Here is a 13,876-nt window from a genome sequence, read left to right on the forward strand (position 1 = left end):
TTCACCCTCGGAACCGACGGAAACCTCACAATCGACCCCCGATACGCCGGCTTCGCACAGGTTCAGGGCAACGCTCTCGTCTTATCGGGATATCAGTTCAGCGTCGACGGTACGCAACTGACTCACGCGCTCCTGCCACTCGACATGCTCGGCGCCCCTCCAGCGCTCGCCAACGACCGACGGCACAATCTCACCTATCTACCCGCTGCGGGATACGGCTTCCAGCCGGCCTCCGGGATCACGGCTGACTTCCGCTTCACCCTCGGAACCGACGGAAACCTCACAATCGACCCCCGATACGCCGGCTTCGCACAGGTTCAGGGCAACGCTCTCGTCTTATCGGGATATCAGTTCAGCGTCGACGGTACGCAACTGACTCACGCGCTCCTGCCACTCGACATGCTCGGCGCCCCTCCAGCGCTCGCCAACGACCGACGGCACAATCTCACCTATCTACCCGCTGCGGGATACGGCTTCCAGCCGGCCTCCGGGATCACGGCTGACTTCCGCTTCACCCTCGGAACCGACGGAAACCTCACAATCGACCCCCGATACGCCGGCTTCGCACACGCGGAGGCGCAGCGACTCCGCCTTCCCGGCTACAAGGTCGCTCTGGACACCACCGAGCTCATCCACGAGATTCTCCCTGAGCTGCTGGGCTATTCGGGCCCAGCTCTATCGCCAGGGCTCAACACGCTGGGGCTACTGCCAGCTCCCGAATATCTCCTCGACACGTCGCCAATCGCCCGACCACGCCTGCGGTTGAGACTCGACATCGATGGGACGACCGAACTCAGGGAGGCCGCCGCCGGAGTAACGGCGCTGTCCGAGAAACGATTTTGCGGCGTACCGGACCAAATCGTTACGCCGCTACAGTTCCAGAACTACGGCGGGAGCATGAGCAGGTGGCCTCGGCGAGACTTGACCTACTCGATCGATGCGACTGCATGCGACGGTCTCGACGCGACCACCGCGGCGGCCGTCATCACGGAGGCGTTCCAGAAGTGGCAGGAGGCCGGCCAGGGCCTACTTCGCTTCACGCCGCGCGACGTGCGGAGCAACATCCGGTGCTCGTTCGTAGGCGAAGATTCCTATGCGAAATTCGGCTTGAAACGACAGAACGGCACGGTGATCGTCCTAGGTGCGGCAAGACTCCCGGGGCATCCAGAGGAAGGCGTCGTGAAATTCAACAAAAGAAACTACTGGTCCCGCGCTGAGCTTCTGTACGTGGCTCTGCACGAGATCGGCCATGCCATAGGACTGTGCCACTCGGACCGTCAGTCCGCGCTCATGTATCCCTACTCTGGGAATTCGGCGGTCGTGGACCGCGAGGCGCGAAACGTGCTGCTCAACCTCTACGGGTGGCCGGACCCGAAGAAGCTTCACGACCGGGCAACCACCGACCAGCCGGTAATGGCTATCATGGGCACCGCCGACTTCACCTCCTCCGACTTCACCATCCACATGGCGTGGAAGGGTGCACTTGACGACCCAGCGATGTGGGAAGCGGCGTTCATCGGCAACGAATGGAGCAGCCAGCGCCGTATCGGAGACCCCTTCAGATCTGCATGTAGTCCGTCGCTGGCCAGCTATCGTACTGAGGGTGGCCCCTCGCTGGGCCTGTACATGGTGTGGCGAGGGGAAAACAATCAGGGGATCTTCTTCTCGAAGAACGACCGGTTCGGCTGGTTCCCGCCAGAGCACATCCCAGGGGTGGGAGCACGGTGCCGGCCGGCCGTCGCCGCCTTCCACCGGACACCTTACCTAGCCTGGAAGGGCGTTGACGAGGACCAGCAACTCTGGTGGACACGCAAGTCGGACGGCGGCGGTTGGGAGCCCCAGCGGAGGGTCGGTGCCGAGTTCTCCTCGGAGTCGCCCGCGCTGGTGGCGTTACCGGACAGGCTGTACCTGTTCTGGAAGGGTCCGGACGGGAACGACAACCTCTACTACTCCTGGCTCGACCACGGTAGCAGCGACTGGCGGCCAGGCAGGATCGCCTCCTATCGGGACTACAATTCGGTCGAACCCGTTGTCCTGAACGTCACCACCGCCGCCGCTCCCGCTGCAGAGATGGTCGGAGGCGGGACGAGCATACTGGTCGCCTGGAGAGGACCAGGGGACGACACGCAGTTGTACTTCTCGTTCTTCGACTGGGAACAAGACATCTTCACCGGACGAATCCCCGTGAGGGATGCCCGCAGCGCGCGAGGGCCCGCCGTGTGCACGTTGTCCGACCGTACTGTTCTGGCGTGGCGAGGCGTGGATACCCGAAATATTTGGTGGTCGGCGCTGGCCCTGCGGTTGTAGCAGGTTGAAATGCCGCCCGCTCCCCACCAGTCTTTTCTCCGCTGGTCATAGAGGAGATTCAGGGTCTTTGTCGGAGTCGGTGCCGGGGTATGAGCTTGCTTAAGGATCTTCGCGTGTCGGACGTCGATATGTAGCGAGGTCTGCGCCGTCCTACTCGGCTCGCCGACCCGGAGCGCGCGAGCCGTACGCCGGGCCGAACACCACCAGCAGCGCCAGGTCCTCGGTCACCTCGTCGAACCGGTGCTCCTCGCCAGCCGGGACGAAGATCACCGAACCCGGGCCCACCTCGGCCGCGCCGTCCGGCGTCACGATCCGGGCCCGCCCCGCGGTGACCACGTAGATCTCATCCTCGGTGTGCGGGCTCTGATCGTCGAGACCACCCGCCGGGATGCAGTACGTTCCCACCGAGAGGTCCGGCACTCTCAGGTGTTCGACCCAGTCGTTGGCGGCCCCAGTGGGTGCGGTCCACCGGCCCGCGCCTTCGATGATCAGCATGGCGGAAGCCTAGAGCCTGTGTCGTAGTCGGTACCGGTACGAGCCGACTTAAGGATCTTGGCGTGTCGGAGGTCGATATATAGCGAGGTCTCCGGTAGAAGGTTCAACGACCAAGCAGGACCTGAAACCGGAGACCTCGTGGACACGCTGGCGGTGACGAGGCGATTCGACCTGACCGACGCCCAGCGAGCGACGCTGGAGCCGCTGCTGCCGGTGCCGAAGCGGCCGGCTCGACCGTCGTGGTGGAGCAGACGCCAGTTGAGCAACGGGATTCGGTGGCGGATCCGGGTCGGCGCCCCCGGGCGGGACGTGCCACCCCAGTACGGGTCTCGGTCGACGGTGTTCGCCCTGTTCCGGCGCTGGCAGTGCGACGGAACCTGGCAGCAGGTCCTCACCACGTTACAGGCCCGCGCTGATGCCCCGGCCAAATCACCTGGGACGTGTCCGTGGACTTGACCATCACCAGCACGCCGCCGGAGCGCGGAAAAGGGGGCTCTGCAGGCCGAACCACCCCGGTGGCGTCACCATCGAGCCGGACGACCACGCCCTCGGCCGTTCCCGTGGCGGGTTGACCACCAAGGTGCACCTGGCACCCGAGCAGGGACAGAAAACCCTCGCGGTTGTGCTGACTCCACGTAGACGAACCAGCTCCGCTGCATCTGCCACCGTCGCCCTGCGCACCGCATTTCCCAGCCCCGCCGACGTCACACGGCCGCAGGACCTCCGGCGGACCCGTAGCCGGCCGTCCCGTTCAGATACGGCCAAAACGAGTCTAGCGACTGGGTTCCTGACGTATGCTATCCCGCCGATAAGGAAAGCCCGCTGTGCGAACAGTCGACGAGGACGCCGACGCACAGCGGCACTACCCGAGGAGGAAAGCATCATGTCGACCACTTCACTAAGTTTGGGAGAGGTTGTTAATGTGGAGGTCCGCGAGGCATCAGGCGCGGTGACACTTTTTTCGCACGATTACCCTGTCGATGCCTCCCGCTTGCTGCGGATACCGTCCTTGGGTCCGGTTCTCGCAGAAGGGAAGCCGCTCACACCGGATCTCCGAGACGATATCTACAACCAGTTCTCCGCCGATGGGGTCCTTTTCGGCCATACGGTCAATCTGGGGCTGAGCGGCATCCGCGTGGACCTCGAGAACACCGTCCAGCCGGGGCAGACGCTATTTCTCCGGCTTCTCAATCCCGACGGCGCCGTCGAGCCGAGCTCGGGGTCGTTCGCGGTCGACGGCTCAGGAAGCATCCACATTCCCTTCCTGGGCGATGTTCTCGTTCGCGACCATCGGCTCTTCGAAGCAGAGCACCAGATCGAACAAGGGCTTATCGACGGAGGCTTTTTCACCCAGCCGCTGGTCAACGTGACCCGCGTACCGCTCGCGTGAGGACCGACGCCGTGTACCGCACAAACACTCGCCTCGTCCCGCACGTGCTGCGGATCGTCGGCACTCACCTGGACAGGCTTGCCGAACTCGACCAGGAGCAACTCGACCAGATCCGCCTGCACGCGGGCGCCGTCCGCCAGGCAGACCTCAACCTGAGCGTTGTGGTCTACCCGTGTCCCCACGGCGTGGACCGGCTTACCCGCATGCTCGTCCGCCCGATCGTGGGCGCCCTCGGCGCGGTCGGGCCGAAAGACCCAGACCAGGCTGACAGGCTGACCGGACCAGCACCTCCGGAGATAGCACGCCTGTTCGAGCGCCGAGTCTAATCACACCGGTCCCGGCGGCGGCGTGCGACACGCACCTCGCGATCGTTTAGCGTCGGTGACCCACCCGGCGAAGAGAGGCAGGTCAACGGGCGACAGCGGAGCTGGGTACTGGCTCGATTCGCCCCGCGGACGGCCCGCACGGTGCGACCCGCAGAGCCCGATAGCCAGAAGTGCTTGCGCGGCGGCCGGGCCTGATAAGGAGAAGCCTAGCCTCGACAGACTGGATACGGTGACCGTTGTGGAAGACCGCGAGAGGCCGTCGTTCGAGGACCTACTGCAGATCTTGACTCAACTCGATTCTTGGCTAGACCGTCTGGATCCTGAGGGGCCACGGTCCGGCGTTGCCGCTGAGAGTGACCTAGGACGGGACGACCAAATCGCCGACCCGTTCCAACTCAGCTTCGCCGCACGACACTCTCTGAGCTACGCCGTGGACCACCTACACATGCTCCGGTCGACGCTCCGCGACGCCGGTGTGATCCACATGTACGCGCCCTACTCCTTGGTGCGCGGCGCGATGGAGAACGGCAGCGCTGCCGTGTGGATGCTGGCCCCGGACTCGCAACCCAAGCGGCTGATGCGTCGCCTGCGCCTTGCCACACTCGACATCGCCAACGGCGAACGAGTCAAGGACCTAATTGGTGTGACGGGACCACGAACACTCAACGAACGCCGCGACCGGGTCCGCCAGGTCGCCCGTGCCGCCGGCCTGGACCCGAAGGAAGCCCTTCGCCATGTCTCCTACAGCGAAATCGTGACTGCAGCTGGGAGTCACACCTCGATCGGCGAGAAGCAGGCACGCCTCGTCTGGAACATGTGCAGCGGCGTAGCCCACGGCGACTTCTGGTCAACAATCAGCGTCACCGACAACGTGGAGCTGCCTGGTGCCCCTGAGGGCATTGCTCATCTGCACGTAACCGCCGACGTACGGAAGCTGGCTCTCGTGACGTTCTTCGCTGCCCAGATGGTGCAGCAGGCATGGCGCCTGTTCGCTCAGCGGTCGGAACCGGTAGCGCAGTCACCTGCCTGAGCCCGCCGGCCGGTGATGACGACACCGGCGGACCAATCGCCGTCATACGCGAACGTCCGACAGGCAGCCACACGTGCGGTGTCGCCAGCAGCAACCCGAAGGTTGTGCCGCGCCCGGCCGCGGGCCTCGTTTGTGGAACCTCAACCCCGATCCTCTGCGGCCGCCGCAAATTGAAATTCGCGGAGCGTCGCTCGCCCTCGCCGCCAGTGCCCGCGCCGGCGGGCGCTACGCTCCCGCAGCCTCCGGGGGTCAGCCAGACTCGCAGTCAACGGGCTTGGCGCCTGGCGAAACGCGGTGCGGCGTGCGCTGGCCGATCAGTCGCGGCCAGCCACGCGTCGACAGGCCCGAGCACTCCCAGTCACGGTAGGCCCGGTAGACGGCGTCATGGACGGTGGGTGGCCAGGACTTCTCTGTGGGCATCGGCACCGGGGCCCCTTCGTCCTGGCGGATTGTGTCGCGTTCATACGCTCACCGCATGTGGCTGAACATCCTGTTGGCTCTCGGCTCGGGTATCGCTGGAGCGATCGCAACGCCCTACCTGACACAGGCTCGGGAACGGCGAGCTGCACGAGCAGCGGTACGAGGCGCGCTGCATGAATCCCGATCCGCCTGGCGCCCCACGTCTACAGACGCGTTCTACGAAGGGCATCCCAACCACAAGCTGGACGAGGCGATCTCCAAGGTTGAGTCACTGGCGATCATTGCGAACGTCCCGCGAGGGCTTATGGCGCGATATGAGAGTGCCCATCGCGCCGCTTACCGAGAGGCGATCGAACAAGCGGATGGCTGGACAACCGCCCCACAGTGTCTAACGGAGCTGCGAGCCGCCACGGAAGCCCTGACCGGCTACCTTTGGCACCCCGCGCGGTACCACCTCGGAGGGAGGCTGTCGTTTAGGCGGCGAGGTGGAGTGCTCCCCTGACCGAGAGCGGCGGCCAGCTCGGCCAGCGTCCCGTACTCCCGACCCTCGACCCCGAATCATCCGCCGAACGGCGGCTCGCCCCAGAGCCGGTGACTGAACCGTCTGCCTGCACCAGGACCTTCCCCTCACGGCCATTGGGCAGTCGTAGCCAGACTGCGCCAGCATCCCCTCGCTGGCGGCACCTGGCGAGGGTGCCCCCGTTTACCCCCCGAAAACTCCTCCTCAAAGTTGACTATCAGTGACAAACGGCAATCAACGCAGGGCAGCGTTTGTGCAGCTCAACGCCAAGATGCGACCAGCGATGACAAGCCCGGGACGGTGACGGTTGGTAAGAGGGGGTCAGGGGTTCAAATCCCCTCAGCTCCACCCAGTTCAAACGCCGTCTCCCACTGAGGGAGACGGCCTTTTCGATCTTGTATAGCAGCGAAGTGCAGCAGCCCGCTGGCTGCCGGGTGATCGCCGCGAGTTCTGTGTTCCACTCGTGACATGTCCCTGCACGAGCTGCCCGACCTGCTGGAACGGCACGTACGGCCCGATCTGACCACTGCGATCGACGGCGTCCGGATCTGCAAGATCTACCCCGGCGCTTCGCCGGTGACCTCGATGTCGGGCACCGTTCTGGCGATCATCGCCCGGGGCGGCAAGCGCCTCGCGCTGGCGGACCGGATGTACGAGTACGGCGTCGGTCAGTACCTCGTCGCGTCGGTCGACCTCCCGGTGACGGGGCACGTCGTCGACGCGGGCCCGGGGCATTCCACACTCGGGTTCGGGATGACCCTGGACCCTGCCACCGTCGCCGAGCTGTTGCTGGAGGTCGGGCCGGGGAATCTGCCAGGTTCCCCAGGTACCGCACGACCGGGAATCGCGGTCAGTGACGCCCCGGACGAGCTGCTCGACGCTGTCGTGCGGCTGCTGCGCCTGCTCGACCGGCCCCGGGACCGGAAGGCACTGGCCCCGTTGTTCAAACGCGAGATCCTCTGGCGGTTGATGACCGGCGAACAGGGTGACCTCGTCCGTCAGCTCGGCCTCGTGGACAGCAGCCTCAGCCACATCACCCGGGCGGTGCGGTGGATCCGGGAGAACTACGCCCGGCCGTTCCGCGTCGAGGAGTTGGCGCAACTCTCCGGGATGAGTGTGTCCGCCTTCCACCGGAACTTCCAGGTGGTGACGACGGTGAGCCCGATCCAGTACCAGAAACACATCCGCCTTCAGACGGCGAGATTGCTGCTGGCGAACAACCCCCACGACGTCACCGGCGTGGGAAGTCGCGTCGGATACGACAATCCATCCCAGTTCAGCCGCGAGTATCGGCGCCTGTTCGGTGTTCCGCCCAGCATCGACGCGGCACGCATCCGTGGCGGAGCCGGCCCCGCCGCAGGCGCGCCGGCGCTGCCGTGAGATCGCCGGAGCGAAGAGGATCGTGCAACAACCCAAGACGATTCTGCTAGCACGGGGTTTGCGGCTTTGTTTTGCTGGGATTACGACCGGAACGGGCACAGGATTCCGGACCGGTGCCGGCGAAACAGGAGGCAAGGAATGAAGGTCGACGGACACCCAACCACCGCCTCCAGGGGAGAAGCATGAACCACCACACGCCCTGGGCCGGACCGGGAACGACGGGGGCGAGGTACCCCTCGACGACGAACGGCCGATGAGACCCGTGACCGTGGATGACGCCGTCGCGCGAGCCCTCGCCATCGGACCGGACTCCTCCCCGGCTGAGCGCACCATCGACATCACCACGCTGGGCGCCCGCACCGGCATCCCGCGCCGCATCGAGATCTGGTTCCACCGCGTCGACGGTCGCTGGTTCCTCAGCGGCATGCCCGGACCTCGCAGCTGGTACGCGAACGTGCGCGCCAACCCGCGGATCGTGGTGCATCTCAAGCACGGGGTCAAAGCCGACCTGCCCGCGACCGCGGTGCCGGTCGACGAGCCGACCCGACGGCGAGTGATCACCGCAATCCTCGACCTCCAGAACCGGCCCGAGATCGCCGCGCGGGTCGCCCGGCGGCAGGAGTTCGACGACTGGTTCGCGCGTAGCCCGCTGGTCGAGATCGTGTTCGATCACGAGGAGCTGCGGACGGCGTCCTCCGCGCGATCCGGGTAGTCCGGGGCTCAGCAAACGGTCACATCGTCTCGTCCGTCGTCCGGTCGGGTTCCCGGCCCCGGCGCGTCGGGTCTTTTCGCGCCGCGCGCCGTCTGCCAGCGCCGGCCACTCAACACACGCCTCCGCAGGAGACAAGAACAGATGAAATACCGCTCGCTGGGCCGGACCGGAATCCAGGTCAGCCCCTACGCTCTCGGCACCATGATGTTCGGCGCCATGGGAAACCCCGACCACGACGACTCGATCCGGATCATCCACCGGGCGCTGGACGCGGGGATCAACTTCATCGACACCGCCGACGTGTACTCCCAGGGCGAATCCGAGGAGATCGTCGGCAAGGCCCTCAAGGGCCGCCGCGACGGCGTCGTGCTCGCCAGCAAGCTGCACTACCCGATGGGCGACGATCCGAACCACCGGGGCAACTCACGACGCTGGATCATGAACGCGGTCGAGAACTCCCTGCGCCGCCTGCAGACCGACCACCTCGACCTCTACCAGATCCACCGCCCCGACCCGGCGGTCGACGTGGAGGAGACGCTGTCGGCGCTGTCCGATCTGATCCACACCGGCAAGGTCCGCGCGATCGGTGCGTCGAGCTTTCCGGCCTCGGAGATCGTCGAGGCGCAGTGGGTCGCCGAGCGGCGTGGCCTGGAGCGCTTCCGCACCGAGCAGCCGCCGTACTCGATCGTCAACCGAAGCATCGAACGCGAGGTCCTGCCGGTCTGCCAGCGGTACGGAATGGGCACGCTGGTCTGGAGTCCGCTGGGCCAGGGCCTGCTCACCGGCCGGTACCGCAAGGGCCAGCAGGCCGACACCCACCGGTCCGGCGCCATGCCGCAGCACTTCCGCGACGACCGCAAGCTCGACGTGGTCGAACGACTCATCCCGCTCGCCAAGGGGGCCGGCCTACCGCTGACCCACCTCGCGATGGCGTTCGCGATCGCCCACCCGGGGGTGACCTCGGCGATCCTCGGGCCACGCACCATGGAACAGCTCGACGACCTGCTCGCCGGCGCCGATGTCACCCTGAACGACGAGATGCTCGACCGGATCGACCAGATCGCTCCGCCCGGTACCGACGTCGCTCCCAACGACGTTGCCTACACGCCGCCGGCCGTCTCGGACGTGAGCCTGCGCCGCCGGCCGATCGCCGAGCGTTCCGCGGCCTGAGACGACGGCTTCGGCTGTGCCGGGGGCTCGGCTCCGGCACAGCCAGGCGGCCAGGCCACCGCACCGCACCGCCGCGCTACTTCTGCACCTGTCGGATCGGACCCTCCTCCGGCCCGCCCGACGAATCCTCAGCCGGGGGACCGGAGCACCTGTCGTTCGTCCCGTGCGGCGCTGGGATCCGCGGCCGCACCCGGGCTAGTCGGTCTTCCGCTCCACGGTCCGTACGAGACCGCCGTCCTGGTCATAGAGGACCTCCCGCAGCACGTGGCCGTCGTCCGAGTATTCGAAGAGCTTCCGGGTGTAGCCGTACGACAGGTCCGGCGGCCCCTCAAGCGTCACCACCCGCTCCTCCAGGACATTGTTGTGCCCGTCGTAGTCGAGGACACGGTACGAGCGGGTTCCGGCCTTCTCGACGAACTTCTTGACCCGGCGGCCGGTCGCCGGATCGTATTCGTACCGCCAGGTATCGACGTACCGCCACCCGCCGGCACCATCCCACTCGTACATCATGTTCTCGACGACGCGGCCGTGCCCGTCGAACGAGAACTGCTTGTAGTGGACGTTCGCCGCGTTGTAGTAGATGTCGGCCCGTGAAACGGTGCCCCGGGTCCAGGTGATGCAGATGCTGGGGCCGGTCGGTGCCACCTGCGTTATTTCGCCGATGCCGACGATCTCCCCGAACGGGGAGATCTCGAGCGCCTTGTACCAGCGCTGACCGGAGAAGACGTCGCTTTGCAGCTGGACCTTCCTGGCGAGCTTGCGCACGTTCTCGGCATAGTTCTTCTTGTTGGTGAAATCCAGGTACGCTCGGCCGGCGAGACGGGCGGGCAAGGGTTCGTCGACGCGCTGGACGAGGATGGGCAGGATGAAGGATTCGCGCTGCTCGCGGACCATGCGTGCGAAAGCCGTCTCGAACTCGATCCCCCGCACGTAGTACGACTGCAGCGACGCCGGAGAAAGCGCCAGGCAGAAGTAGCGGCTCTCCTCGATGCCTTGCTCGATCGTCAAATGGATGAGGTCGCCGACCTCGATCTCGATCGTGTCGAGCCAGGCGTCGACATGGTGCTCGCGTAGGTCGGCGGCCAACCTTTCGATGAACCGCTTGTTCTTCCGCGAATATGACAGGAACAGGTCATGGGCCACTGGGGGCTGCTCCAATCCCGGCACGAGCCTGTGCTCAGGGAAAGTCTCGTCTGTACTCGAATTTTACTCGACTTCCCCAAGGGGCCGGATTCGGGCGATGTGTCCAACTTGGAGTCGAACTCGGAGTCGCTGGTCCGAGACTCGTGGGCGGCGGTGGAGGCCTCCGACCGGGGACGGTTGACCAACTGGCTGGGCCCGTCACGATGATCGCGTCCACGACTGACCAGGGGAACCGACGCCGTCCGGCAGGTAGCCGTGTCACCCCCGACGTACGGGGGATGCGGCCTCCACAGATGTCCTACCGGAGATTGCGCAAGGACTGACGGGCGCCTCTGCAGGGGTGGCCCGCAAGGCCTGCTCCGGCTTCAACTCCGGTGGCGTCGATGAGGGCCGGGGCGACAGAGTTTGGGGCCCGCGAGGACGGAAGAGCAAGATCGAAGGCACTGGGCTGGTCGTTCCGGGGCTTGTCAGGGTCGTCGCGCTCGTAACATGAGGGCGTGGAGTGGGTCACCGTACGCTTCGCAGGCGGTCCGGCCGACGGCACCGCCCGGGAGTTGCCGGCCACACCCGGGGGCGGGCCGCCGCGACGCTGGGTACTCAGCAGCAGCCCGGACGGGCCGCCGGAGCTGCCCGGCGTGGACCATCTCTACGAGCTGCGCCCCCAGCAGGAGGCCGACGGCTGCTGGACGATGTCCTTCGTCCGCTCCGACCCGGTGGGCATGACCGAGTAGCGCCGCCGGGGCGGAAGACCGTGCGGCTGGCCGTCCCCGGAAATTGTCGACCGGAAATACAACCACTTGCCGCCCGGCGAGCATCCCAGTGCCGGAACCGTCTCTGGGAAGGTCGACCCGATGCAGCCGGACTGGGAGCACGAGTACGTCGAGTTCGTCACCGCCGCGATGCCGAGGATGCGGCGGCTGGCGTACCTGCTCTGCGGTGACGCGCACCGGGCCGACGATCTCGTCCAGCAGACCTTCACCACGCTCTACCTGCACTGGCCCCGGGTCCGGACCGTCGCCCACCTCGACGGGTACGTCCGGACCACCCTGGTCCGGTTCTTCCAGGGCGAGAAGCGACGACCGTGGTCGAGGCGGGTACGCCTCACCGAGTCGCCGCCCGAGCCGCTGCCCCGGACCGGCCCGGACGTCGAGGAGCGGACGGTGCTGCGTGCGGCGCTCGACCGGCTGCCCCGGAAGCAGCGGGCCGTACTGGTGCTGCGTTTCCTCTGCGACATGTCCGTCGCCGAGGTGGCCGAAACCCTCGGCTGCGCTCCCGGCACGGTGAAGAGCCAGAGCTTCCACGGGCTGACCACGCTCCGGCGGCTGCTCGACGAGCAGCCGCAGGCGAACAAACCTCCGGCCTCGGAACCGGCCGGCTCACTCGGTCCGGACGTCCGGGCCGGACCGTCGCCGCTGGTCACCGGCACAGCCTGGTCCGCCGGGGTCGCCCCGGCCACCACCCGTGCCCTGCCCCCGGCCGACGAATAGGAGACGAGATGGACGACCTCGACGACGCGGCAGCCCGTGACCTGCTGCGCCCGCTGGACGGAAAGCTGGACCAGCCCTCCACGGTGGAGATCGCCGGCCTGCTCCGCGCCGGCCGGCGTCGGCTCCGCCGCCGCCGGTTGCTGACCGGGAGCGGTCTGGCGGCGGTGACCGCCGTCGTGTTGCTGGCGGTGCCGATCGGGCTGGCGGCGGTACCCGACGGTCGGTCCGCCGACCCCGCTCCGGACCACGGCGCCCAGCCCGGTCCGGCTCCCGGCGACCCGGCCTCGCCGGACGGGTCCGGCACCGGGAGCCCACCACCCCCTCCGACCAGGTGTATGCCGCAGCGCCTCCCGCTTCCGGCCGGTGCCACCAGCAGCCAGGTGTTCGACGGCGACCCGACCGGGCGCTACCTGGTCGGGGTGGCCCGGGACGACCGGACGGCGCGAACCTGGACGCTGCTCTGGGACCGGGGCGCCATGACGGTACTCGAACCGGAGACCACCGATCCGGCCCAACTGCTGGTCAACTCGGCCGGAGTCGTCGCGGGCGACGGCGTAGTGGTAAGGGACGGCAGGGCCGTACTGGTCGCCTGGGTCTACCGCGACGGCCGGTACGTCGACCTGACCGACCCGGACGGCGGCTACGTCGGCGACGTGATGGACCTGAACGAGCGCGGTGACGTGCTCGGCGGCATCCGCACCCTCGCCTACCGGGGCAAGCCGATCGGCACGAAGGGCGGCCCGCCGGAGTCTCCGGATGTGGCCGAGGTGCCGGGAAGCAACCCGGTGGTCTGGGGGGCCGGAGCCGAGCAGGATCCGACCTGGCTGCCCCAGCCGGTCACCGGGCGGCACTACGCCACCGGGCTCGACGACGACGGCACCGTGGTCGGTGGCATCGTCGACTTCGGGCCGGCGGGGACGACCCGGACGACGGCGTGGGCGCCGGACGGTGCGGCCCGCACCCTGGCACCGCCACCCCGACACGCCGCCACCACCGGCGCCCTCTCCGTCCGGGGCGGCTGGGTACTCGGCTGGTCGGCGGCGCCCTCCGGCGCCGAGCAGCACTTCGTGCCGACCCGGTGGAACCCGCGTACCGGGCAGGCTGCGCCGGTGACCGGGCTGGCCTGGGCGGCGGCGATCAACCGACACGGCTGGCTGGCCGGGTTCGTCCGGAACGCGTCCGGCGTCGAGACCCCCGCGGTACTGGCCGGGGACCGGCCGTTCGCGCTTCCGATGCCGGCCGGGGCCGTACCCGGAAAGGAGGGACCGGCGGCGGTGAGCCTCAGCGACGACGGCCGGGTGGTCGGCGGGAGCGTCTCGGTCGCCCCGGACGACGCCGCCACCGCGGCCGTCCGCTGGACCTGCGAGTAGCCCCACGGGTACGGGCACCGCCCCGTTCCAACCGGTGCGGGAACCCGGCGGCGGCCGTTGACGGCATAGATCATCCTGGCTAGTCTCTGCCCGAAACGGCCGACGAGAGGTCTCGTTATCACATCG

The 13,876-nt window shown here is 67.3% G+C and carries 13 protein-coding genes; 11 read left to right on the forward strand and 2 right to left on the reverse strand.

Annotation, left to right across the window (positions count from 1 at the left end):
• Positions 1–2,307: matrixin family metalloprotease (locus V1634_RS20290; RefSeq protein ID WP_331209467.1), on the forward strand; the 2,307-nt coding region annotated here is incomplete at its 5' end.
• A gap of 150 nt (positions 2,308–2,457) precedes the next feature.
• Here the strand turns inward: V1634_RS20290 and V1634_RS20295 are convergent.
• Positions 2,458–2,802, reverse strand: coding sequence for a cupin domain-containing protein (locus tag V1634_RS20295; protein ID WP_331209451.1), 345 nt, complete (start codon positions 2,800–2,802; stop codon positions 2,458–2,460).
• Between the two features lie 213 nt (positions 2,803–3,015).
• On the opposite strand from V1634_RS20295, the gene V1634_RS20300 reads away from it, so the two are divergent.
• The 7 genes from V1634_RS20300 to V1634_RS20330 all read left to right on the forward strand — a co-directional run bounded on the left by V1634_RS20300 (position 3,016) and on the right by V1634_RS20330 (position 9,750).
• Positions 3,016–3,258, forward strand: coding sequence for a transposase (locus V1634_RS20300; protein WP_331209544.1), 243 nt, complete (start codon positions 3,016–3,018; stop codon positions 3,256–3,258).
• 427 nt (positions 3,259–3,685) lie between these two features.
• Positions 3,686–4,192: a polysaccharide biosynthesis/export family protein gene (locus V1634_RS20305; protein WP_331209468.1), complete on the forward strand. Its 507-nt coding sequence runs from the start codon at positions 3,686–3,688 to the stop codon at positions 4,190–4,192.
• 44 nt (positions 4,193–4,236) lie between these two features.
• Positions 4,237–4,518 (forward strand): hypothetical protein, encoded by a 282-nt coding sequence (locus V1634_RS20310; RefSeq protein ID WP_331209469.1) that lies wholly within the window; start codon positions 4,237–4,239, stop codon positions 4,516–4,518.
• A 229-nt stretch (positions 4,519–4,747) separates the two neighbouring features.
• The gene (locus V1634_RS20315) at positions 4,748–5,548 is read left to right on the forward strand and encodes a hypothetical protein (RefSeq protein WP_331209470.1); all 801 of its coding nucleotides are present in this window, start codon (positions 4,748–4,750) and stop codon (positions 5,546–5,548) included.
• A gap of 1,408 nt (positions 5,549–6,956) precedes the next feature.
• Positions 6,957–7,868: an AraC family transcriptional regulator gene (locus V1634_RS20320; protein ID WP_331209471.1), complete on the forward strand. Its 912-nt coding sequence runs from the start codon at positions 6,957–6,959 to the stop codon at positions 7,866–7,868.
• A 268-nt stretch (positions 7,869–8,136) separates the two neighbouring features.
• Positions 8,137–8,580 (forward strand): nitroreductase/quinone reductase family protein, encoded by a 444-nt coding sequence (locus V1634_RS20325; protein WP_331209472.1) that lies wholly within the window; start codon positions 8,137–8,139, stop codon positions 8,578–8,580.
• Between the two features lie 141 nt (positions 8,581–8,721).
• Positions 8,722–9,750, forward strand: a complete 1,029-nt coding sequence (locus tag V1634_RS20330) for an aldo/keto reductase (RefSeq protein ID WP_331209473.1) — start codon at positions 8,722–8,724, stop codon at positions 9,748–9,750.
• A 195-nt stretch (positions 9,751–9,945) separates the two neighbouring features.
• Here V1634_RS20330 and V1634_RS20335 read toward each other — a convergent pair whose 3' ends face one another.
• Positions 9,946–10,893 carry a toll/interleukin-1 receptor domain-containing protein gene (locus V1634_RS20335; RefSeq protein ID WP_331209474.1) on the reverse strand — a complete coding sequence of 316 codons (948 nt, stop codon included), beginning with the start codon at positions 10,891–10,893 and terminating at the stop codon, positions 9,946–9,948.
• 497 nt (positions 10,894–11,390) lie between these two features.
• Between V1634_RS20335 and V1634_RS20340 the strand changes: the two genes are divergently transcribed.
• The 3 genes from V1634_RS20340 (at position 11,391) to V1634_RS20350 (ending at position 13,750) form a co-directional block, all read left to right on the forward strand.
• Positions 11,391–11,624 (forward strand): hypothetical protein, encoded by a 234-nt coding sequence (locus tag V1634_RS20340; RefSeq protein ID WP_331209475.1) that lies wholly within the window; start codon positions 11,391–11,393, stop codon positions 11,622–11,624.
• Between the two features lie 120 nt (positions 11,625–11,744).
• Positions 11,745–12,380 (forward strand): SigE family RNA polymerase sigma factor, encoded by a 636-nt coding sequence (locus V1634_RS20345; protein ID WP_331209476.1) that lies wholly within the window; start codon positions 11,745–11,747, stop codon positions 12,378–12,380.
• A gap of 8 nt (positions 12,381–12,388) precedes the next feature.
• Complete coding sequence (locus V1634_RS20350; protein ID WP_331209477.1) at positions 12,389–13,750, forward strand: hypothetical protein; 1,362 nt, start codon at positions 12,389–12,391, stop codon at positions 13,748–13,750.
• Positions 13,751–13,876 lie beyond the last annotated feature (126 nt).

It is taken from the genome of Plantactinospora veratri (genome assembly GCF_036421995.1).
GTDB lineage: Bacteria > Actinomycetota > Actinomycetes > Mycobacteriales > Micromonosporaceae > Plantactinospora > Plantactinospora veratri.